The sequence below is a fragment of the Mesorhizobium sp. Mes31 genome, assembly GCF_024519675.1.
Taxonomy (GTDB): domain Bacteria; phylum Pseudomonadota; class Alphaproteobacteria; order Rhizobiales; family Rhizobiaceae; genus Mesorhizobium.
This window is the reverse complement of sequence record NZ_JALJRL010000011.1, coordinates 26,703-47,884: the sequence shown is the minus strand read 5'-3', so window position 1 is coordinate 47,884 and position 21,182 is coordinate 26,703. Positions and strand designations below refer to the sequence as shown.

At 65.0% G+C, this 21,182-nt stretch carries 19 protein-coding genes; 10 read left to right on the top strand and 9 right to left on the bottom strand.

From position 1 onward, the window contains the following. Nucleotides 1-54: 54 nt before the first annotated feature. The 7 genes from NR193_RS19375 (at nt 55) to NR193_RS19345 (ending at nt 8,089) form a co-directional block, all read left to right on the top strand. Nucleotides 55-1,137: an ABC transporter ATP-binding protein gene (locus tag NR193_RS19375; RefSeq protein ID WP_256752560.1), complete on the top strand. Its 1,083-nt coding sequence runs from the start codon at nt 55-57 to the stop codon at nt 1,135-1,137. Further along, nucleotides 1,137-2,060, top strand: a complete 924-nt coding sequence (locus NR193_RS19370; RefSeq protein WP_256752389.1) for an ABC transporter permease — start codon at nt 1,137-1,139, stop codon at nt 2,058-2,060. Before NR193_RS19375 ends, NR193_RS19370 begins: the two co-directional genes overlap by 1 nt. Next, entirely contained in the window at nt 2,057-2,857 is an 801-nt protein-coding gene (locus tag NR193_RS19365; protein ID WP_256752388.1) for an ABC transporter permease, read from the top strand. Before NR193_RS19370 ends, NR193_RS19365 begins: the two co-directional genes overlap by 4 nt. 48 nt (nt 2,858-2,905) lie before the next feature. Next, complete coding sequence (gene ggt, locus NR193_RS19360; protein WP_256752387.1) at nt 2,906-4,492, top strand: gamma-glutamyltransferase; 1,587 nt, start codon at nt 2,906-2,908, stop codon at nt 4,490-4,492. 90 nt (nt 4,493-4,582) lie between these two features. Continuing rightward, complete coding sequence (locus tag NR193_RS19355; RefSeq protein WP_256752386.1) at nt 4,583-6,109, top strand: acyl--CoA ligase; 1,527 nt, start codon at nt 4,583-4,585, stop codon at nt 6,107-6,109. A gap of 2 nt (nt 6,110-6,111) precedes the next feature. After that, the gene (locus NR193_RS19350; RefSeq protein ID WP_256752385.1) at nt 6,112-7,092 is read left to right on the top strand and encodes a 2-dehydropantoate 2-reductase; all 981 of its coding nucleotides are present in this window, start codon (nt 6,112-6,114) and stop codon (nt 7,090-7,092) included. Nucleotides 7,093-7,324: 232 nt separating this feature from the next. After that, nucleotides 7,325-8,089 carry a response regulator transcription factor gene (locus tag NR193_RS19345; protein ID WP_256752384.1) on the top strand — a complete coding sequence of 255 codons (765 nt, stop codon included), beginning with the start codon at nt 7,325-7,327 and terminating at the stop codon, nt 8,087-8,089. A gap of 112 nt (nt 8,090-8,201) precedes the next feature. On the opposite strand, the gene NR193_RS19340 is transcribed toward NR193_RS19345, so the two are convergent. The 8 genes from NR193_RS19340 to NR193_RS19305 form a co-directional block, all read right to left on the bottom strand. Beyond that, nucleotides 8,202-9,965: an ABC transporter ATP-binding protein gene (locus tag NR193_RS19340; protein ID WP_256752383.1), complete on the bottom strand. Its 1,764-nt coding sequence runs from the start codon at nt 9,963-9,965 to the stop codon at nt 8,202-8,204. A 163-nt stretch (nt 9,966-10,128) separates the two neighbouring features. After that, entirely contained in the window at nt 10,129-11,073 is a 945-nt protein-coding gene (locus NR193_RS19335; RefSeq protein ID WP_256752382.1) for an acetamidase/formamidase family protein, read from the bottom strand. After that, nucleotides 11,063-12,706, bottom strand: a complete 1,644-nt coding sequence (locus NR193_RS19330) for an ABC transporter substrate-binding protein (protein ID WP_256752381.1) — start codon at nt 12,704-12,706, stop codon at nt 11,063-11,065. Before NR193_RS19330 ends, NR193_RS19335 begins: the two co-directional genes overlap by 11 nt. A 65-nt stretch (nt 12,707-12,771) precedes the next feature. Then, the gene (locus tag NR193_RS19325) at nt 12,772-13,692 is read right to left on the bottom strand and encodes an ABC transporter permease (protein WP_256752380.1); all 921 of its coding nucleotides are present in this window, start codon (nt 13,690-13,692) and stop codon (nt 12,772-12,774) included. Next, nucleotides 13,689-14,555 (bottom strand): ABC transporter permease, encoded by an 867-nt coding sequence (locus NR193_RS19320; protein WP_256752559.1) that lies wholly within the window; start codon nt 14,553-14,555, stop codon nt 13,689-13,691. The genes NR193_RS19325 and NR193_RS19320 overlap by 4 nt, the downstream gene beginning before the upstream one ends. 19 nt (nt 14,556-14,574) lie before the next feature. Continuing rightward, nucleotides 14,575-15,192, bottom strand: coding sequence for an ANTAR domain-containing protein (locus NR193_RS19315; RefSeq protein WP_256752379.1), 618 nt, complete (start codon nt 15,190-15,192; stop codon nt 14,575-14,577). Further along, nucleotides 15,189-16,283, bottom strand: a complete 1,095-nt coding sequence (locus NR193_RS19310) for a transporter substrate-binding protein (protein WP_375162720.1) — start codon at nt 16,281-16,283, stop codon at nt 15,189-15,191. The genes NR193_RS19315 and NR193_RS19310 overlap by 4 nt, the downstream gene beginning before the upstream one ends. Before the next feature lie 151 nt (nt 16,284-16,434). Further along, nucleotides 16,435-16,695 carry a hypothetical protein gene (locus NR193_RS19305; protein WP_256752377.1) on the bottom strand — a complete coding sequence of 87 codons (261 nt, stop codon included), beginning with the start codon at nt 16,693-16,695 and terminating at the stop codon, nt 16,435-16,437. On the opposite strand from NR193_RS19305, the gene NR193_RS19300 reads away from it, so the two are divergent. The 3 genes from NR193_RS19300 to NR193_RS19290 all read left to right on the top strand — a co-directional run bounded on the left by NR193_RS19300 (nt 16,694) and on the right by NR193_RS19290 (nt 19,381). After that, nucleotides 16,694-17,548: a MetQ/NlpA family lipoprotein gene (locus tag NR193_RS19300; RefSeq protein ID WP_256752376.1), complete on the top strand. Its 855-nt coding sequence runs from the start codon at nt 16,694-16,696 to the stop codon at nt 17,546-17,548. The two genes, NR193_RS19305 and NR193_RS19300, sit on opposite strands and share 2 nt — an antisense overlap. 98 nt (nt 17,549-17,646) lie before the next feature. Continuing rightward, entirely contained in the window at nt 17,647-18,744 is a 1,098-nt protein-coding gene (locus NR193_RS19295) for a methionine ABC transporter ATP-binding protein (protein ID WP_256752375.1), read from the top strand. After that, entirely contained in the window at nt 18,725-19,381 is a 657-nt protein-coding gene (locus NR193_RS19290; protein WP_256752374.1) for a methionine ABC transporter permease, read from the top strand. The genes NR193_RS19295 and NR193_RS19290 overlap by 20 nt, the downstream gene beginning before the upstream one ends. A gap of 97 nt (nt 19,382-19,478) precedes the next feature. Here the strand turns inward: NR193_RS19290 and NR193_RS19285 are convergent, their stop codons facing one another. Further along, complete coding sequence (locus tag NR193_RS19285; protein ID WP_256752373.1) at nt 19,479-21,182, bottom strand: hydantoinase B/oxoprolinase family protein; 1,704 nt, start codon at nt 21,180-21,182, stop codon at nt 19,479-19,481.

Genomic DNA, 21,182 nt, shown 5'->3' with positions numbered 1-21,182 from the left:
AGGGCGGCGCAGCCGTTTCGCCCTGCTTCCGCCCCTGCCCAGGAGACGATGATCTTGTCCATTGCGCCATCCGCGCTGCCGATCAGCATACGCCGGATCGAGAAACGATTTGGCAGCGTAGCGGTGCTGCGTGACCTGAACCTCGATGTCGCGGCCGGCGAATTCCTGACGCTGCTCGGCCCATCGGGATCCGGAAAGACGACACTGCTGATGATCCTGGCGGGCTTTGTGCGGGCCAATGCCGGCTCGATCAAGGTCGGCGACGACGAGATCATCACCACGCCGCCGCACAGGCGCAACATCGGCATGGTGTTCCAGAACTATGCGCTGTTCCCGCATATGAACGTCTTCCACAACATCGCCTTTCCGCTCAAGCAGCGCGGCATCGCCGCCGCCGAAACGGCCGAGCGCGTCGGGAAAGCGCTGGAGCTGGTGAAACTGCAGGGCCTGGGCGAGCGCAGGGTCGACCAGCTCTCCGGCGGCCAGCGCCAGCGCGTGGCATTGGCGCGCGCCATCGTCTTCGAGCCGCGCATCGTGCTGATGGACGAACCCCTGTCGGCATTGGACAAGGGTTTGCGCGAGCATATGCAGATCGAGCTGCGCAGCCTGCATCGCCGGCTGGGCATGACCACGGTCTACGTCACGCATGACCAGCGCGAAGCCATCACCATGTCGGACCGCATTGCCGTCATGAACGCCGGGCGGATCGAACAACTCGACCGGCCCGAGACCCTCTACGCGACGCCGCGGACGCGGTTTGTAGCCGGCTTCATCGGAGAATCGAATTTCATTCCCGTCGAATGCCGCAATGGTTCGGTCTGGTACGAGGACCGGAGAATCCACACCGCCGCACCATCGCCGGCGCCGGGCCAGCACCTGATAGTGGTGCGGCCGGAGAAGCTGCGGCTGCTCACGAATGCCGAGCCGGCAAGCGGCGTCAATGTGCTCAATGCCACGCTCAGTGACATCATCTACCAGGGCGACAGCTTCGTCTGCTACGCGGTGCTGCGCGACGGCCGCCAGCTGACGCTGCGCGACTATTGCCGCAGCGAGGTGCTGGCCAGACTACCGGCACCCGGTCAGACCGTCACACTCGGCCTCGATGCCCAGGACACGATCCTGGTGGCGGCCGACTGATGAGCGTGCACTCCACCCTCCCCGGAGATATCGGCCGTGCTGGCCAGGACCTGAACGCGCAGGCATTGCGCGCCGACGCACGGCGTGAGTCCTTGCGGCTGCTGGCGCTGCTGGCGCCGAGCCTGCTGCTCGTCTTCGCCATCATCATCGTGCCGATCGGCTGGCTGTTCTGGCTGTCGCTGTTCGACGAGGCCGGCGCCTTCAGCGCCGCCAACTATGCGCGGTTCTTCGAGCAGGCCTCCTACATCAAGACCTTCGTCACCACCTTCAAGGTCGCCTTCATGGTCACCGCTGCCTGCGTCCTGCTCGGCTATCCCCTGGCCTACATGCTGTCGCAACTGCCGCGCCGCGCGGCGTCGATCTGCCTGATCTTCGTCATCCTGCCGTTCTGGACATCGGTTCTGGTGCGTACCTATGCCTGGCTGGTGATCCTGCAGCGCAAGGGCCTGATCAACAGCTGGCTGATCGACCTCGGCGTCATCAGCGAGCCGCTGCCGCTTGCCAACAATCTGTCCGGCGTCGTCATCGGCATGACGCATATCTTGCTGCCGTTCCTGGTGCTGCCGCTCTACGCCTCGATGAAGACGATCGACACCGACTGCTTGCGCGCCGGGATGAACCTTGGTGCCGGCCCGGTCGCCACCTTCCGGCGGATCTTCTTTCCACTGTCGCTGCCGGGCCTCGCCTCCGGCGTGGTCATCGTCTTCGTGCTGTGCCTCGGTTTCTTCGTCACCCCGGCGCTGATGGGCGGCGGCAAGGTGATCATGTGGGCGATGCGCATGGAACAGACCACCAGCCTCTATTCCAACTGGGGTGCCGGCGCGGCGCTTGGCGTGGTGCTGCTGGTGGTCACGCTGGCACTTCTCGGGCTTTTCCAGTGGCTGCTCGGCGCACGCGCCACCGGCGTGTGGAGTTCGCGATGAGTGGGGATGTCGGCCTGCCGATCTCGCACCGGCAACGTCTGTGGCTCTATGCGCTCGGCGGCCTCGTGCTTTTGTTCCTGATCGCGCCATCGGTCATCATCGTCATCATGTCCTTTTCGGACTCGACGCTGCTGCAATTCCCACCGCGGCAATGGTCGCTGCGCTGGTACCAGAGCTATTTCCAATCGCTGGAGTGGCGCGACGCGACGATCGTCTCGGTGAAAGTGGCGATCATGACGACGTTCGTGGCGACGCCGCTCGGCACCGCCGCCGCCTATGCCATCAACAGGGGCACGCTGCGCTTCAACGGCACCATCAACGCGCTGCTGACCGCATCGCTGATCGTCCCGGTGATCCTCATCGGCATCGGCACCTTCTTCCTCTATGCGCGCATCGGGCTCAACAACACGCTGACCGGCCTGGTCATCGCGCATACGGTGCAGGCGCTGCCGCTGGTGGTGCTGACCGTGCTGTCGGGGTTGCGCTCCTACGACATGAACCAGGAGCGGGTAGCGCGCAGCCTCGGCGCCGGACGCGTCGCCGCGTTCTGGCAGGTGACGATGCCGCAGATCCGCTTCTCGATCGTCTCTGGCGCGCTGTTCGCCTTCATCACCTCCTTCGACGAAGTGGTCGTCTCGCTGTTCATATCGGGCGGCGATACGACGACGTTGACGCGCCGCATGTTCAATGCGCTGCGCGACCAGATCGACCCGACGATCGCCGCCATCTCGACCTGCCTGATCGTGCTCTCGGTCGCCCTGTTGTCGGTTGCGCAGATGTTCGGGAGGCGGCATTGATTTCAAGTGACCAATTCGCTTCAAGTGACTAGGGGACATCCAGACAGAATGCGTGATTTCCAGTTTCCCGGCCGTTCGCCGGTTCGTGCCACTGAAGCGGTTGCCGCGACATCGCACCCGCTTGCAACCCTTGCAGCGATCGAGATGCTGCGCGCCGGCGGCAATGCCATGGACGCCGCCGTCTGCGCCGCCGCCGTGCAGGCCGTGGTCGAACCACAGTCGACCGGCATCGGCGGCGACTGCTTCGTGCTCTATTGTCCGAAGGGGCAAGGCAACGTGCTGGCCTTCAACGGTTCGGGCCGCGCCCCTGCCAAGGCGACGGTCGACTGGTATCTGGAAAAAGGCTTCGACCGCATCCCGCTGCAGGGACCGCACGCGGTCACGGTGCCGGGCGCCGTCGACGCCTGGTGCCGCCTGCTGGAGGACCATGGCCGCAAGGGCCTTGCCGATGCGCTGGCGCCGGCCATCCATTACGCCGAGAACGGCTATGTCGTGCATGACCGCGTCGCCTTCGACTGGGCCGAACCGGAGACGGATCTTTCGGCCGACGAGCACGCCGCGCGCATCTTCCTGCCGGGCGGCAAGGCACCCAAGGCCGGCGATGTCCACCGCCAGCCGGAACTCGCTGCCACCTTGCGGATAATCGCCAAACAGGGGCGCGCCGGCTTTTACGAAGGTGCCGTCGCCGACGATATCGTCAGCCGGCTCAACGAACTGGGCGGACTTCATTCGCGCGAGGATTTCGCGGTGACCAGAGGCGACTATGTGGCGCCGGTCAGCGTCTCCTATGGCGGCCATGAGATTCATCAGATGCCGCCGAACAACCAGGGGCTGACGGCGCTGTTGATGCTGAATGTCCTGTCGGGGCTCAAGCTTGGCGGGCTCGACCCCAATGGCGCCGAACGCCTGCATCTGGAGATCGAAGCGGGGCGTCTGGCCTATCGCGACCGCGACCGCTTCGTCGCGGACCAGGACTATGTCCCGGTGCCGGTGAAGCAGCTTCTGTCCGGCGCGTATGCCGACCGGCTGCGCGCCGAGATCTCCCGCGACCGCGCCATGACGCATCTGCCGCGCATAGACCTGCCTGGCAGCGACACTGTCTACATCTCCATCGTCGATCGCGACCGCAACGCGGTTTCCTTCATCAACTCGACCTATTATTCGTTCGGCAGCGGCGTGGTCAGCCCGAAGACCGGCATCGTGCTGCAAAATCGCGGCTCGAGCTTCCGCCTGGACCCGGCACACCCGAACGCAATCGCGCCCGGCAAGCGGCCGATGCACACGATCATGCCCGGCATGGCGACCAAGAACGGCCGCGCGGTGATGCCGTTCGGCGTCATGGGCGGCGGCTACCAGCCGTTCGGGCACGTCCATCTGCTGACCAACATGCTCGACTTCGGCATGGACCCGCAGCAGGCGCTGGACGCGCCGAGAGTGTTCTACAATGATGATATCGTGGAAGCCGAACGCAGCGTTCCCGCAGAGGCGATCGAGGGCCTGCGCCGGCGCGGCCATCGCATAGCCGAGCCGCATCATCCGCTTGGCGGCGGACAGGCGGTGCTGATCGACTGGGAGAAGGGGACGCTGACCGGCGCCTCCGATCCACGCAAGGATGGTTTGGCGCTTGGCTACTGAGGCGATCCGTTGTCCAATGGCGTATCCATATCGAGGCAAGCCCGCCAACGGCGCTCGCGCCGGTAGTCGTTCGGAATCCAGTCGGTGATCATGATCAATATTGCAAATCCCAAAGAGCTTTCCCGCCGCCTCGTTGCCGGCGCCGACAATGCGCCGGCGATTTCGGCCCCCGACAGGCCGACGCTCACCCATGGCGGCTTGCGTAGCCTTATCGCTGCCACGGCGGAACGGCTGCATGCGCTCGGTATCGGTCGAGGCGACCGGGTGGCGATCGTGCTGCCGAACGGACCCGAGATGGCCACCGCCTTCGTCGCGGTGGCGGCGGCCGCTTCGACGGCGCCGCTCAATCCCGCCTACCGGGCGGACGAGCTCGATTTCTACCTGACCGACATCGGCGCCAAGGCGATCCTTGTCGCTGCCGACGAGGCCGGGCCGGCGGTGGCGGTGGCCGAGCGGCTCGGCATCGGCGTGTTGAGGCTCATCGTGCAACCCGATACACCTGCCGGCGGCTTCACCATCGAGGGCGCGGCGATCGGTCCGCGAGCAGCGCCCGACATGGCACAGGACGGCGACATCGCACTGTTGCTGCACACGTCGGGCACCACGTCACGGCCCAAGCTGGTGCCGCTCAGCCATGCCAACATCGCGGCCTCCGCCGCCCATATCGGCGCGACGCTCGGCCTGACGGCCGGTGACCGCTGCCTCAACATCATGCCGCTGTTCCACATTCACGGCCTGATCGCGGCCGTGCTGTCCTCGCTGGCGTCGGGCGGCAGCATCTTCTGCACGCCTGGCTTCAACGCGCTGCGCTTCTTCCAGTGGCTGAGCGAGGCACAACCAAGCTGGTACACGGCGGTGCCGACCATGCATCAGGCCATCCTGTCCCGGGCAGCCCGCAATCCAGAGGTGCTGGCGGCAGCGCGTCTGCGCTTCATCCGCTCGTCCTCGGCGTCGCTGCCGGCGCAAGTGATGGCCGAGCTCGAGGCGACTTTCGGCTGTCCGGTGATCGAATCCTACGGGATGACCGAGGCCGCGCACCAGATGGCCTCGAACCGGCTGCCGCCGGGCCTGCGCAAGCCGGGCAGCGTTGGCGCGGCCGCCGGACCGGAGGTGGCGGTCATGGCGCCTGACGGCCGATTGCAGAACGCCGGCGAGACCGGCGAGATCGTCATTCGCGGACCCAATGTGACTGCGGGCTACGAGAAGAACCCCGATGCCAACGCCACGGCTTTCGCGCATGGCTGGTTCCACACCGGCGACCAGGGCGTGCTGGACGAGGATGGCTATCTGCGCGTCACCGGCCGGCTCAAGGAGATCATCAACCGCGGCGGCGAAAAGATTTCGCCGCTCGAGGTCGACGACGTGCTGATGGACCATCCGGCGGTGGCGCAGGTCGTCACCTTCGCCATGCCGCATGACAAGCTTGGCGAGGACGTGGCGGCGGCAGTCGTGCTGCGCGAAGGCATGACTGCCACCGAGGGCGACATCCGCAGCCATGCCGCGACGCGGCTCGCCGACTTCAAGGTGCCGCGCAAGATCCTGATCCTGGACGAGATCCCCAAGGGCGCGACGGGCAAGCTGCAGCGCATCGGGCTTGCCGCCAAACTCGGACTTTGACGATGAAGATCACCATCTTCGGCGCCGGTGCGATCGGCGGCTATCTCGCGGCCAAGCTGGCGATTGCCGGCCGCACCGATCTTTCGATCGTCGCGCGTGGCGCCCATCTCGAAGCAATCAAGACAAGCGGACTTCGCCTGATCGAGGACGGCCAGGAATCGGTCGCCGCCGTCAGGGCCGCCGCCAAGCCCGAGGAACTCGGCACCCAGGACTATGTCGTGCTGGCGCTGAAGGCCCATTCCCTCACCCCTGCCCTCGACCAGATCGCGCCGCTGCTTGGGCCGAACACCGCTGTCGTCACCATGCAGAACGGCGTGCCGTGGTGGTATTTCCACGGCGTTGGCGGGCCGCTCGAAGGCACGAGGTTGAATGCGGTCGATCCCGGCGGCGCGATCTGGCAGCGGATCGGGCCGCAGCGCGTCATCGGCTCGGTCGTCTATCCCGCGGTCGAGGTCGATGCGCCCGGCCTCATCCGCCATGTCGAGGGCAGGCGCTTCTCGCTCGGCGAACCCTCGGGCGAGCGCAGCGAACGGGTCACGCTTCTGGCCGAGGAAATGGTCAAGGCCGGGCTGCAGGTGCCGGTGCGCGACGATATCCGCAGCGAAATCTGGGTGAAGCTGTGGGGCAATCTCTCCTTCAACCCGATCTCGGCGCTGACCGGCAGCACGCTGGCGGCGATCGTCGCCGACGAGGGCACCCGCACGCTGGCCCGCACCATGATGCTGGAAGCGCAGGCGATCGGCGAAAGCCTCGGCGTGCGCTTTCCGATCGCGGTCGACCGGCGCATCAAGGGCGCCGGCGATGTCGGCGAGCACAAGACCTCGATGCTGCAGGACCTGGAGCGTGGACGGCCGATGGAGATCGACGCGCTGGTGACGGCCGTCCAGGAACTCGGCCGGCTGACGGACAAGCCTACCCCGACCATCGATGCCGTGCTGGCGCTGGTGCGCCGCCTCGCCATCGAACGCGGCTGCTATTCCTGAGCCTGTTCACCATGCTTTGAGCGTTTTCAAGCGCAGGTGGAGCGATTGCCTTCATCGGGTCGGCATATCGAGCCGGTTGTTTTTCGGCTTGCCGAAATCGCGACCGAAACCGGCTTCGCTCCGTCGTGTGCCTTGTTTCACATACGCCGGCCTCGAATCAACGCTTACTAAGGAAGAGCTAAAACAGCGGCCACGCTCCCAATGGGTGCGAGGGGCAGGAAGGGGTGGAGTTATGACAACGATTCAACCATACGAGACGGCCCAACGAAGCCTGTGCACTTTCGATATCGATCCTGATAACCCACCCACATCCACGGCGGCGGATATCGAGATCGCGATTATTGATGATCGACCGCTGATGTGCGACTGCCTGGCAAGAGGTCTCGCGGAAATCGAACCAGCATTTCGTTTCCAGCATTTCTCGAGCATCGAGGCCTTCGACGCGGCAGACCTGGAGGAGACCCAAAGGATCTCGACGGTCTTGATGTGCGTTATGTGGTCAAACTCCGAGGCAGACCACCATCTTGCCCGGATCGCCCACCTCAAAGCCACCAGACCTTCGGTGAGTGCCATCATGCTGGCCGATATCGAGAATCTTGACGATGTCCTCAAGGCGATCGAAAACGGTGCGCGCGGTTACGTTCCGACGAGCGTCAGCTTGCAGGTTGCAGCCAAGGCCATTCATCTCGTGGCGGCAGGGGGGATTTTCATCCCGCCGAGTGTACTTTTCCAGTCAGCGCAAAACGCCAAGGACAGCCAGCAGACGATCAAACAGCAGGCGCAAGACGACAACGTTTTTACGTCACGCCAGATTTCGGTCATAGAAGCGCTGCGTCGCGGGAAAGCGAACAAGATCATCGCATATGAACTCAATATGTGTGAGAGCACGGTCAAGGTGCATGTTCGCAATATCATGAAAAAACTTCGCGCCCGGAACCGGACCGAGGTGGCCTACATCCTGAATACGGCGCCGTATGAGGGGCTCATCAGGAATTGATCGGCGGCGGCCGCGTGGTGACGCCATGATACGTGAAGCGATCGCCATCGCGTGATTGCAGCCGTGCCGTCCGAAAGCGGACGCACGGCTCGAAGGGTCGAGGGCAGAGTCCTCAAGTTCCAGCAGCAACAAGATGTCCGCCACCGACATCCTGCAAGGCCAGTTTCAGCGGCGCCTCGCCGATCCTGCGGGTCGCGCTCGGTATTTCCTGGTCGAGGCGGGCGAAGCGGCTTCTTCGCTTGGCCGGGTCAGGCACCGGCACGGCTTCGATCAGGCGCCTGGTGTAGGGGTGGCGCGGGTTGGAAAAAACCTGGTCGCGGGTGCCCATCTCGACGATCTGGCCGAGATACATGACGGCGACGCGGTCGGAGATGTTCTCGACCACCGCCATATCATGCGAGATGAAGAGGTAGGCGACGCCGAATTCGCGCTGCAATTCCTTCAACAGATCGAGCACGCGCGCCTGCACCGAGACGTCGAGCGCCGAGACGCTTTCGTCGGCGATGATCAGCTTCGGCCGCAGCGCCAGCGCCCGCGCGATACAGACGCGCTGGCGCTGGCCGCCGGAAAATTCGTGCGGATAAAGTTCCATCTGGTCGGCCGACAGGCCGACACGCTCGAACAGCGCCGCAACCCGCTCCCCGCGTTCTTCCTTCGAGGCGATGCCATGGATGACGAGCGGTTCGGCGACGAGGTCGCCGACGCGCATGCGCGGGTCGAGCGAGGCATAAGGGTCCTGGAAAATCATCTGCACGTCGCGGCGCACGGCCTTGCGCTCGTCGCGGCCGAGGCCCGACAAATTGCGCCCGCCAACGACGATGTCGCCGGTGTAAGGCACCAGCCCGGCCAGCGCCTTGGCGGTGGTCGACTTGCCGCAACCGGACTCGCCGACCAGCGCCAGCGTCTCGTTGGGCGCGATCGAGAAGCTGACGCCTTCGACGGCGTGAACACGACGGGTGACCCGGCCAAAGACGCCGCCGCGCAGATCGAAGCGGACATGCAGATCGTCGACCACGGCGACATTGGCCGGCATTGCCGTCTCGGCATCCCTGGATTTCTGCCGGCCGATGCCGGCGCCGATGCGCGGCACGGCGGCCAGCAGTTCGCGTGTATAATCGGCTTGCGGCCGGGCGAAGATGTCTGATGTCTTGCCCTCCTCGACCATGCGGCCATGCCGCATGATGATGACGCGATCGGCCATTTCGGCGACTACGCCCATGTCGTGGGTGATGAGGATGACGCTGGTGCCATGCTCGCGCTGCAGGTCGCGCAACAGCTCCAGCACCTCGCCTTGCACGGTGACGTCGAGCGCGGTCGTCGGCTCGTCGGCGATCAGCACGTCGGGCTCGAGCGCCAGCGCCATGGCGATCATCACCCGCTGGCGCATGCCGCCTGAGAGTTCGTGCGGAAACTGCTTCAGCCGGCCTTCGGCTTCGGAGATGCGCACCGCCTTCAGCGCCTCGATGGCGCGCTGGCGGGCCTCGGTTGATGACAGGCTGGTATGCGCCTCGATGGACTCGGTCAGTTGCCGACCGATCGACAGCACCGGATTGAGCGAGGTCATCGGCTCCTGGAAGATCATGGCGATGCGGTCGCCGCGAATGCGCCGCATCTGGCGCTCGTCGAGCGTCGCCAGATCGGTATCACCGAGGCGGATTTGGCCTGAGGATATGCGCGCCGCAGGCTGCGGCAGAAGCTGCATGATCGCCAGGGCGGTCATCGATTTGCCGGAGCCGGACTCGCCGGCGATGCACAGCGTTTCGCCACGCTTAAGCGTTAGCGACAGATTGGAGACGACCTCGCGCTCGCCCTCCTCGCCGCGCACGCTGACGGAGAGGTTGGCGATGTCGAGGATTGTTTCGGGGATCGAGATCATTGCAAGAGCGGGGTTCTGAGAAGTTTATTCCGGCACGCCCCCCACCCGGACCTTCGGTCCGACCTCCCCACAAGGGGGAGGTAGGGCGCCGGCGCTTCACCCTCCCCCTCGTGGGGAGGGTCGCTGCGAAGCAGCGGGGTGGGGGTGCGGCGCCAACCCAGCGTCATTCAAACACGCAGCGTGGGAAGTAAAAGGACACCACCCAGTTCGGCATGTCGACAATCTCGCTGATGCGGAGATCGCCGCAGACCGAGGCCAGCATATAGGCCTCGACGGGGTCTATTCCGTAGCGGGCAGAGAGCAGGTCGACCATCTGCGCGACCGCCTCTTTGGCACCGGTCATAAGGTCCGGGCCGATGCCGGTCGTCACCTCATAGCCCTTGGCGTCGAGATGGCGCGTCACCGGGCCCGAGGTGGTGAAGCGCGGCGTCTTCAGCCTGGCATCCTTGACCAGGTCGAGCTTGAGCACGACATCCATCGGGCTTTCGATCGCCGTACCGCAGACCTCGCCGTCGCCTTGCGCGGCGTGCGTATCGCCGACCGAGAACAGCGCTCCGGCCACCTCCACCGGCAGATAGAGCGTGGTGCCGGCGGCGAGATCGCGGATGTCGAGATTGCCGCCGACGCGCCTGGGCGGCACCACCGAGTGGTGGCCCTTTTCCGCCAGCGCGTTGCCGATGGTGCCGGCGAAGGGTTTCAGCGGCACGCGCGCATTTTTGCCGAACAGCGCCGGCTCGAGCGAGGCGGCGTCATATTTCCAGATGTTCAGCGCCGGCTCCTTGAAGTCGTCGGCGAGCAGGCCAAAACCTGGAATGTTCGCCGTCCAGCCGAAGCCGGACGGTTTGAACATCTCGATCGTCACTTTCAGCGCGTCGCCGGGCTCCGCACCCTCGACGAAGATCGGCCCGGTCACCGGGTTGACCTTGGCGAAGTCGAGCTTCGCGACATCGGCAACCGTGCTGTCGGCCTGAAGCTGGCCGCCACCCGCATCAAGGCACTGGAACTCGATGGTCGAGCCGGGCGCCACCCGCTCGGCCGGGACAAAGGAATTGTCCCAGCCGAAATGGTGATGGCGCCCGTGGATGGTGTAGTCGCAGTTATTGCACATCTTTTACGTACACATTGTCGTAGTTGATCGGGATATGGACCGGGTCGACATAGAGGTTGTCTGCGCCGCCCATGCGGGCCGATTTCATGGTGAAGCGCTGCTCGTTGAAGACCGGCGCCCAGGGTGCATCTTCCATCACCTTGTCGTAGATGGCGCTCCACATCTTGTCGCGCTCGCCCGCCTTGGCCGGGTCGACCACGGAGTCGGCCTCGGCTGCCTTGGCGTCCAGATCCTTGTTGCAATACCACGACCAGTTCCAGCCTCCTGGTACCGCACCCGCACAGCCGAGGATCGGGCCGTAGAAGTTCGACGGATCCGGGAAGTCGGCGATCCAGGCCATGCCGCCCGACCAGATCATCGGCGCGCCGGCCTTGTCGCCACCGGCGGCGATGACGTTGGCCTGGGCCAGCGACTGGATGCTGGCCTTGATGCCGATCGCGGCCAGGTCCTGCTGGATCGCCTGGGCGATGCGCGGGTTGGGATCGGTGTTCATGGCGAACAGCTGGGTGTCGAAACCATCGGGATGACCGGCCTCGGCGAGCAGTGCCTTGGCCTTGGCGACGTCATAGGGATAGCCCTTGAACTCCTTGTCGTAGCCCGGCATCGACGGCGGCAGCGGCTGGTTGGCCGGCACGGCGCGGCCGTTGATGATCTGGATGATGCGGGCCTTGTTGATGGCCATGTTGACGGCCTGGCGCACCTTCACATTGTCGAACGGCGCCATGGTGGTGTTCATGGTGACGTAGCCGGTGTGCAGCTGGCCGCCTTCGACGACGCGGGCCTTCTGCTCGGGATCGGCCATCACCTCCTGGAACTTGGCCGGCGGAATGCCATCGCCGGGCACGTCGATCTCGCCCTTCTGCAGGCGCAGCAGCGCCACGATCGGCTCCTGGCCGATCTCGAAGGTGATCTTGTCCAAATGCGGCAGGCCCTTGTGCCAGTAGTCCGGATTGCGCTCGAAGACGATGCGCTGGCCAAGCGTCCATTCGGCGAGCTTGAAGGCACCGGTGCCGACCGGATGCTTGCCGAAATCGGCGCCGTATTTCTCGACCTCTTCCTTCGGCACGACATGCGAGAAGTTGATGGCCATGACATGCAGGAAGGTGGCGTCGGGACGGGTCAGCTCGAACTTGACCGTGTAGGGGTCGACCACGGTGACACCGGAGAGGCTTTCGGCCTTGCCGGCGGCGACGTCGTCATAGCCCTTGATGGAGCCGAAGAAGCCGGAGCCGGGGCTCTGCGTCTTCGGATTGGTGACGCGGTCGAGCGAGTATTTCACGTCGTCGGCGGTCATCTCGCGGCCATTGTGGAATTTCACGCCATGGCGCAGCTTGAAGGTGAAGGTCTTGCCGTCCGGCGAAATCTCGTAGCTCTCGGCGAGGTCGGGCTTCAGATTGGTGGTGCCCGGCTCGTAGTCCATCAGCCCGTCGAAGAGGCTCTTGATCATCGACCAGTTCTGCCAGTCATAGCCGATCGCCGGATCGAGCGTGGCGACGTCGTCCTTGTAGGTGATGGTGATGGCGCCGCCCTGCTTGGCGTTCGGATCGATGGTGTCCTCGGCGCGTGCGCTCGTCATGCCGAGCATCAGCGCCAGCGCCGATGCGGCTACTGTGGATGCCAGAAACTTTTTCATTTTTATGTTCCCTTTCTCTGTTTGCTTTCAGTCATGTCTTGTTGTTTTCGGTGATGCCCTGGTTTTCATCTGAGCTTGATGCGCGGGTCGATGAAGGGCGCGATGATGTCGGCGAGCAGGTTGCCGAGCACGATGGCGAAGGCCGACACCAGCGTGACGCCCATGATGATCGGAATGTCGACGCGCTGGATGGCTTGCCAGGCCAGCTGGCCGATGCCGGGCCAGCCGAACACGCTTTCGACGACGACGATGCCGCCCATGAAGATGCCGATGTCGATGCCGATCATGGCGATGACCGGCAGGATGGCGTTGGGCAGGGCATGGCGGAAGAGGATGGCGCCGCGCGCCAGGCCCTTGGCGCGGGCCGTGCGCACATAATCCTGGCGCAGCACGTCGATCATCGACGAGCGCATCATGCGCGCGTACCAGCCGGCGCCGAGGATACCCATGGTCAGCGATGGCAGCACGAGATGGCGCCAGGTGCCGTAGCCGCCGATCGGAAACCAGCTCAGCCGCACGGCAAAGACGTAGAGCAGCAAAAGGCCGACGACGAATTGCGGCGCCGAGACGCCGACGAAGGACGCGACCATCAGCGTCTGGTCGGTGGCGGTGCCGCGCTTGACGGCGGCGATCAGCCCCATGCTCAGGCCGATCAGCAGTTCGCACAGGATGGCGCCAACCATCAGCAACAGGCTTGCTGGCAGCCTTGATACAATCAGTTCGGTGACCTCGGAACGCTGGATGTAGGAGCGGCCGAGATCGCCGCTGACGAGCTTCACCAGATAGCGCCAGTACTGGATGACGAAGGGCTGGTCGAGGCCGAGCTGCTGGCGGATATTCTCGACCGTCTGCGGCGTGGCGCTGCGGCCGGCGATCTGGCGCACAGGATCGGCCGGCAACAGATAAAGCAGTGCGAAGGTGATCAGCGAGACGCCGAGCAGGATGAGCAGCGACTGGATCAGGCGGCGGCCGAGATAGGCGATCATGCCCGGCCCCTTTGAGTCGGATCGAGAATGTCGCGCAGCGCATCGCCGATCAGGTTGAAGGCCAGCGCCAGCGCCAGGATCGCCGCACCGGGGAAGAACACCAGCCAGGGTGCGGCCTGGAAGTAGGTCTGGTTCTCGAAGATGATGTTGCCCCAGGACGCCGTCGGCGGCTGCACGCCGATGCCGAGGAAGGAGAGCGTCGCTTCGAGCAGCACCGTGGTCGAAATGCCGAGCGTGCCCCAGACGATGATGGTCGGCAGGAGATGCGGCAGGATGTGGCGAAACAGGATACGTGGCGCGCCGGCGCCGATGGTGCGTTCGGCGTCGATGAACTCGCGTTCGGCCAATGAGCTGGTCTCGGTGTAGATGACGCGCGCGGTCTGCACCCAGTTGACCAGGGCGATGACCATGGCGACGATCCACAGGCTGGGCTGGAACACCGCCGCCAGGCAGATGGCGAGCAACAGCGCCGGAAAGGCCATCATGAGATCGGTGAAGCGCATCAGCGCGCCGCCGACCCAGCCGCGGAAATAGCCGGCAACAACGCCGACCAGGGTGCCGATCAAAAGCGCCACGCCGTTGGCGACGATGCCGATGATCAGCGAGGTGCGGGCGCCATAGAGGATGCGGGTCAAGAGGTCGCGGCCGAGCAGGTCGGTGCCCAGCCAGAATTGCGCATTCGGCGGCAAGGGCGAGCCTTCCAGTGTCAAGCCGTCGAACATCTGCTCGTTGGGATCATAGCCGGTCAGCCATGGCGCCAGCACGGCGCCGGCAACGACGATGACGACGACAACCAGGCCGAGCATTGCCAGGCGGCGTTTGACCAGCCGTCGCCAGACGCCGGCGCGCGGCTTGGCCGGCATGCGCCCGGCGGCCGGGAGATCAGGCGCGATGGGACTGGTCATCGCCGCCTTCTTCCCCCGTTGCGTCTTCACTTGTCATCGCCACGATCCGGCGCGCGGCATCCTCGACGCTGATCTGCCAGCTCATCGCCAGCGAGCGCAGCTGCGCATAGGCGCGGTCGTCGTCGGAGCCTTTCGACAGTGCCGTCACGGCGCGCACGATGGTCTGGCGCTCGGCGACACGGTGGCGAAGCGAGGCAATTTCGCTGGCCAGATGCTTGCGCGCCTCGAAACTCTGCCGCGCGATCAGCAGCGCGCTGTAGACGCCGGCATTGCCGACCGGCTTCAAGAGCTGGGCGTCGGCCTTGTGCGACAGCGCCCATTCGATCCGGCCGGGTGCCTCCGAGCCGATCAGCGCCACCAGCGGCATTGGCGCCTCGCCCGGCTTCCAGGGAAACTGCTCGTCGAAGCCGAGATCGGCGTCGAAGAAGACGAAATCGGCGGCCAGCGCCTCTGGCGGCAGTTCCGGCCAGCAGTCCAGCGTGATCAGGCCGATGGCCGACAATTGCCTGGTGATCGCCTGCACCGTCGGATGCGGGCGATGCAGGATGAAGGCCCTGGCGCCACCGAGATTGGGGATGCGCGGCGTCCTGGTCACGACACGACCCTCAGGCGGGGACGGCCGAATGTCCTGGCCGGGTCGTAGCGCGACAGATAGGGGTCCGGCGCGACCTCGTCCTCGCGGCTGACGACTTCGAAGAAGCCGTCCGCGATCCGGCCGATGATCACCGGCAGCGTCGCGTGCTGGGAGTGGGCGTCGATGGCGATCGGCCCGAGCCGGGTGGAGAAGCGGCGCTCGGCGAACGCCCTGGAAAACTCCGCCGGACCGGCGTCGGGATCGCGGGAGAGCACCTCGGCCATCACCTGCACCGACGCATAGGCGGACGCCTCGAAGGACGAGCCGAAAGCGGCAGGCCGCGGCGCGAAATACGGCCCGACCGACAAGTGCCCTTTGCCGGATTCACCGATTGCCGGCAGCTCGCCCTCGGTAAGGTTGCAGGAGATCACAGGGCAGGTTTCGGGTCTGAAGGCGGGATCCTCGTCGCCCAAGTCGCGATAGGCCGCCAGGAAGGCATAGGACGAGGTGCCGATCAGATTGTTGAGGATGAAGTTCGGCCGCGTGGCCCGAATTTCCCCGATCAGACGCGACACGTCGGTCTCGCCGATGCGCAGATAGCGCTCGCCCAGGACCTTGCCGCCGGCATCCGCGATCAGGTCGCGCGCGACGCGGTTCATCTCCCAGCCCCAGATATAGTTCGAGCCGAGCAGGAAGCCGTTGGCGCCGAAGCGCGGCACGACATGAGCCATCAGCGGCACCAGGTGCTGGTTGGGGCAGGCATGCATGTAGACGACATGCTCATTGGCCTCGAACCCCTCATAGGGGCAGGCGTACCAGAGCATCCCACCCGCTTTCTCCAGGACGGGGATGGTCTCCTTGCGGCTCCAGGAGGTGACGCAGCCGACGACATGGCGCGCGCTGCTGGTCTTGAAGATGTCCTCGCACAAGGTCGCGTAGCGATCGGCATTGCTTTGCGGATCGCGCTCGACCGGCACCAGCTCGATGCCTGAGCTCCGATCGGCGTTGATGTCGGCGATCGCGCGCATCGCGCCCATCCGGCACGCATCGGACACGAGCTGATAGCTCCCCGAGCGGGAATACAGGATGCCGATCTCGATACGCCGTTTCAAACAGATCCCCAAAAATAACAATGCCCCGCAGCCACCGCCGGCGAGGCGAGGCATACGAGGCATTCATGCCGCCCGGCGATCAGAGCCGGTATTTTGCCCTAGCGTATTCGGTACGGCGGGTCAGTCAAGCGGGAAAAGTGCAACGCTCAACTCATCCCGCCCCAACTGCTTCCTGCGCCACGCGGCCGGAGCCTCGCCAGCCCGCGCGAGGAAGAACCCTTGAAATACGCCAGATCGTCGAAGCCGACCTGTCTTGTGCTCGCTGCGTTGAAATTTTTGAGAGAATATTCCCGGCATCGAGGGCAATCCGAAACGCGGTTCTTTGATAAAATCGATAGAATTTCTGACGATGTGACCAAGGCTGAGCAATCCGTTTGGCTGCCATGACTTCACAACCGCAGAGATCAACCATGTCCGACTTCAAAGACACTTTTCCATCTTCCCTTTGGTCAACCCTCAACCGGCGCGATAGCCTGGCTCTGCTGTTCGCATCTGCGGTCGCGATTGGCAGCCTTATGGCACCCAACGCGTCGTTCGCCGAGGACAAGAAGTCGATCAAGGTCGGCATCATCAGCGGCGAGGATGAAGATGTTTGGCGTGTGGTTGTCGCGCAGGCGGCCGAGAAGGGCCTGACCATCGAGACCGTGGTGTTCAACGACTACACCCAGCCCAACGAGGCACTGGAGCGTGGCGAAATCGACGCCAACGCCTTCCAGCACCAGCCCTATCTCGACAACCAGATCAAGACGCAGGGCTACCACATCGTCCGCGTCGGCTATACCGGCGTCTGGCCAATCGGCCTCTATTCGAAGAAGTACAGCAAGGTCGCCGACCTGCCCGAGGGCGCGGTCATCGGCGTGCCGAACGATCCTTCCAACGAGGGCCGGGCACTACGCGTGCTGCAGAACGAGGGTGTGATCAAGCTGAAGGACGGCACCGGCATTCTCGCCACCACCGCCGACATCGCCGAGAATGCGAAGAAGGTGGTGATCAAGGAACTCGATGCCGGCATCGTCGGCCGCTCGGTCGAGGATCTCGACGCCGCCGTGGTCAACACCGACTGGGCGCTGAAGAGCGGCCTGACGCCGGAAAACCGCATTGCGCAGGAACCCATCGCCGACAATCCGTACCGCAACTTCATCGCGGTGAAGGTCGGCAACGAGAACGAGGCTTGGGTGAAGACGCTGGTGGCGTCGTATCAGAACGAGGCCGTCAAGGCCGAGTTCGACAAGGTCTACAAGGGCACCGGCCTCAGCGCCTATTGAGGGCATCCGCGACCGGGCGACCGGTTCGACAGCAAGTGCGGTCCGCGCTCGAGCGCGGGCCGCGATTGCGTTTTCGGATGGCGAGAACAGGAACACGCATGAACCAGCATTTCACGGCATCCGTGCACACCACCGATCCGACCCATGGCCAGCCTGACGCGTCTCAGGACGTCGTGCGCCTTGTCGAGCTGAAGCGCCGCTTCGGCGCGACGGCGGCGCTCGACGGTGTCTCGCTGACGGTGCGCAAGGGGGAGATCCTCGGCATCATCGGCCGCAGCGGCGCCGGCAAATCGACGCTGATCCGCTGCCTGAACGGCCTGGAGCGGCCCGATTCCGGTGAGGTGTTCATCGAAGGCCGCGAAATCAGCCGGCTCGGAGAGCGCGACCTGCAGCCGCTGCGGCGGCGCATCGGCATGATCTTCCAGCATTTCAACCTGCTGTCGGCCAAGACCGTCGAGGACAATGTGGCGCTGCCGCTCAAGATCGAGGGCCGGCCGAAGGTCGAGCGGCTGGCACGTGCGGCCGAACTGCTCGATCTCGTCGGCCTGTCGGAGAAGGCAAAAGCCTATCCGGCATCGCTGTCAGGCGGCCAGAAGCAGCGCGTCGGCATCGCCAGGGCGTTGGCGGCGCGGCCAGCGCTGCTGTTGTCGGACGAAGCCACTTCGGCGCTCGATCCGGAGACGACGCGTTCCATCCTTGCCCTGCTGAAAGACATCAACCGGCAGCTTGGCCTGACCATCCTTTTGATCACCCATGAGATGGAGGTGATCCGCTCGATCGCCGACCGGGTGGCGGTGATCGACGCCGGGCGGATCGTCGAGGAGGGGCCGGTCTGGTCGGTGTTCGCCGATCCGCGCTCGGACATCACCCGGAGCCTGCTCGGCGCCATCCGGCCGCAGCTGCCGGCCGAGCTGGCGGCCCGGCTGGTGCCGGGGACCGGCGCGGAAACGATCCTGCGCGTGGACGTGGCCGGCGAGGCCGCGCAAGGTCCATTGCTCTCGGATCTCGCGGCAATCGTCCCCGGTCCGTTCCGCCTCGCCCATGGCGGCATCGACCACATCCAGGAGCAGCCCGTCGGCACGTTGTTCCTCTCCGTCCCTGGCAGCGATGCAAGGCATCTCGCCGAAGTGATCACATTCCTGAAGTCCCGCCAGGCGCGGGTGGAGGTGCTTGGCCATGTCGCCCATTCTGTTTGAGCTTCTGCTGCGTTCGATCTGGGAAACGGTGCTGATGACGGCCGCGTCCGGCCTCATCTCGCTGGTTTTCGGCCTGCCGCTCGGGCTGGCGCTGGTCGCCACCGATCGCGGCGGCATCGCCGAAAGCCTGTGGGTCAACCGCGCGCTTGGCGCCGTCATCAACGGCTTCCGCTCGGTGCCCTTCATCATCCTTTTGGTGGCGCTGATCCCGGTGACGCGGCTGATCGTCGGCACCTCGATCGGCACGTGGGCGGCGATCGTGCCGCTGTCGATTGCCGCCACGCCCTACTATGCGCGTATCGCCGAAGTGTCGCTGCGCGAGGTCGACCACGGGCTGATCGAGGCGGCGCGCGCCATGGGCGGTAACCGCTGGACGATCATCCGCGAGGTGCTGGTGCCCGAAGCGCTGCCCGGCATCGTCGCCGGCTTCACGGTGACGCTGGTGACGCTGATCGGCGCCTCGGCCATGGCCGGTGCGATCGGCGCCGGCGGGCTCGGCGACCTCGCCATCCGCTACGGCTATCAGCGCTTCGAGACCAGCATCATGGTCGCCGTGGTCATCGTGCTGATCATCCTGGTCTGCGGCATCCAGTGGGCGGGTGACCGGCTGGTGGCGAGGCTGGATCGCCGGACGTAACGATTGAGCCGGCTAACTATTCTTTCGGCCTGGCACCCTCAGGATCGAAGGACCGTGTCGATGCCGTGCGCCGAAAAGTCCGGCCCGATGCGTGAGATCAGGACGCCGGGCCCGCCGGTGCGACCCCGAACAGGTCCCTGGCCTGCTCGGCCGTATAGTAGCCAAGTCTGACATCCCGAGCGACCAGTTCCGGGTCCCGCTCCAGCGGATCGCCATAGCCGCCACCGCCAGGGGTGCCGACGCGCACGCGGTCGCCGGCCTTCAAGGCGATGTCCTGCTCCTTGGAGAGATGCGGCGGCACATGGGCCTCGCCGTCGCGGAAGACTGTCACCGTGTTGACCGCGCCGTCCTTGCCGCCGAGCGCGCCCTGCGGGCCGAAACGGCCGTGATCCATGACGAAGGAGGCGCGGGCGTCGCCACGCAGGATCTCGACCTCATAAGCGAGGCCGAACCCGCCGCGATGCTTGCCGGCACCGCCCGAGCCCTCGCGCAAGGCATAGTGACGGTAGAGCACGGGAAAGGCCTGTTCCATGATCTCGACCGGCGGCGATTTGGAGATGCCGATGGTCGAGCAGCCATTGGTCAGGCCGTCATGGCCGGCATTGCCGCCATAGCCGCCGCCGGAGATCTGGTACATGACGTAGTCGCGGCCGCGTGCCGGGTCGTTGCCGCCGAGCGCGAAATTGCCGCTGGAGCCGGCGGGAGCCGCCGTCACCTTGTCCGGCAGCGCCTGCACCATGGCCGCGAAAACCGCCTCGGCGATGCGCTGCGACACTTCGGCGGCGCAGCCCGAAACGGGGCGCGGATATTTGGCGTCGAGGAACGTTCCTTCCGGCCGCTTGACATCGAGCGGCTCGAAGGCGCCGGCGCTGATCGGCACATCCGGGAAAATGTGGCGCATGGCGAGGTAGACCGAGGACAAGGTCGTCGCCAGCACGCTGTTCATCGGTCCGGCGCAGGGCTTCGACGAGCCGGCGAAATCGAAGGTCAGCGTGTCGCCTTTCTTCTCGACGGCGAGCGCGATGGTCAGCGGCTCGTTGACGACCCCGTCGGAATCGACAAACGCCTTGGAATGGTAGGTGCCGTCGGGGATGGCCGATATGTTGGCGCGCATCTGTTCGGCGGCACGCCGGCGCAACTCGGCAATCGCCTCGACAACAGTTTCGTCACCGTAACGATCCAGGATCCCGTTGAGCCGGTCCTGGCCGATGAGCAGCGCCGCAGCCTGGGCACGGATGTCGCCGATGCGCTGGTCGGCGACGCGGATGTTGGAGCAGATGATGGCGTAGATTTCGGGATCGAGCACGCCTTTCTTGAACAGTTTCACCGGCGGCAGCCGCAGGCCTTCCTGCTCGACCGCCGTCGCCGAAGCGGAAAACCCACCCGGCACCGAGCCGCCAATGTCGGGCCAATGGCCGGTGTTGGACAGCCAGCAGAAGATTTTTCCACCCCTGTAGACCGGCATGGCGAAGCGCACGTCCATCAGATGGGTGCCGCCGAGATAGGGATCGTTGACGATGTAGATGTCGCCGGGCTCCGGCGGCAGGCAGCGGCCGTCGGCGATCATCCCGATCACCGTCCTGGTCGAATACTGCATGACGCCGACGAACACCGGCAGGCCCTGGCTGCCTTGCGCGATCAGCGAGCCATCGACGGCCGAATAGATGCCATCGGAACGGTCATTGGCTTCGGCGATCACCGGCGAAAAGGCGGCACGCGAAAAGGTCAGGTCCATCTCGTCGCAGACCTGTTGCAGGGCCGCCTGGAGGACCGAAAGCGTGATGGCGTCGAGCTTTGCCAT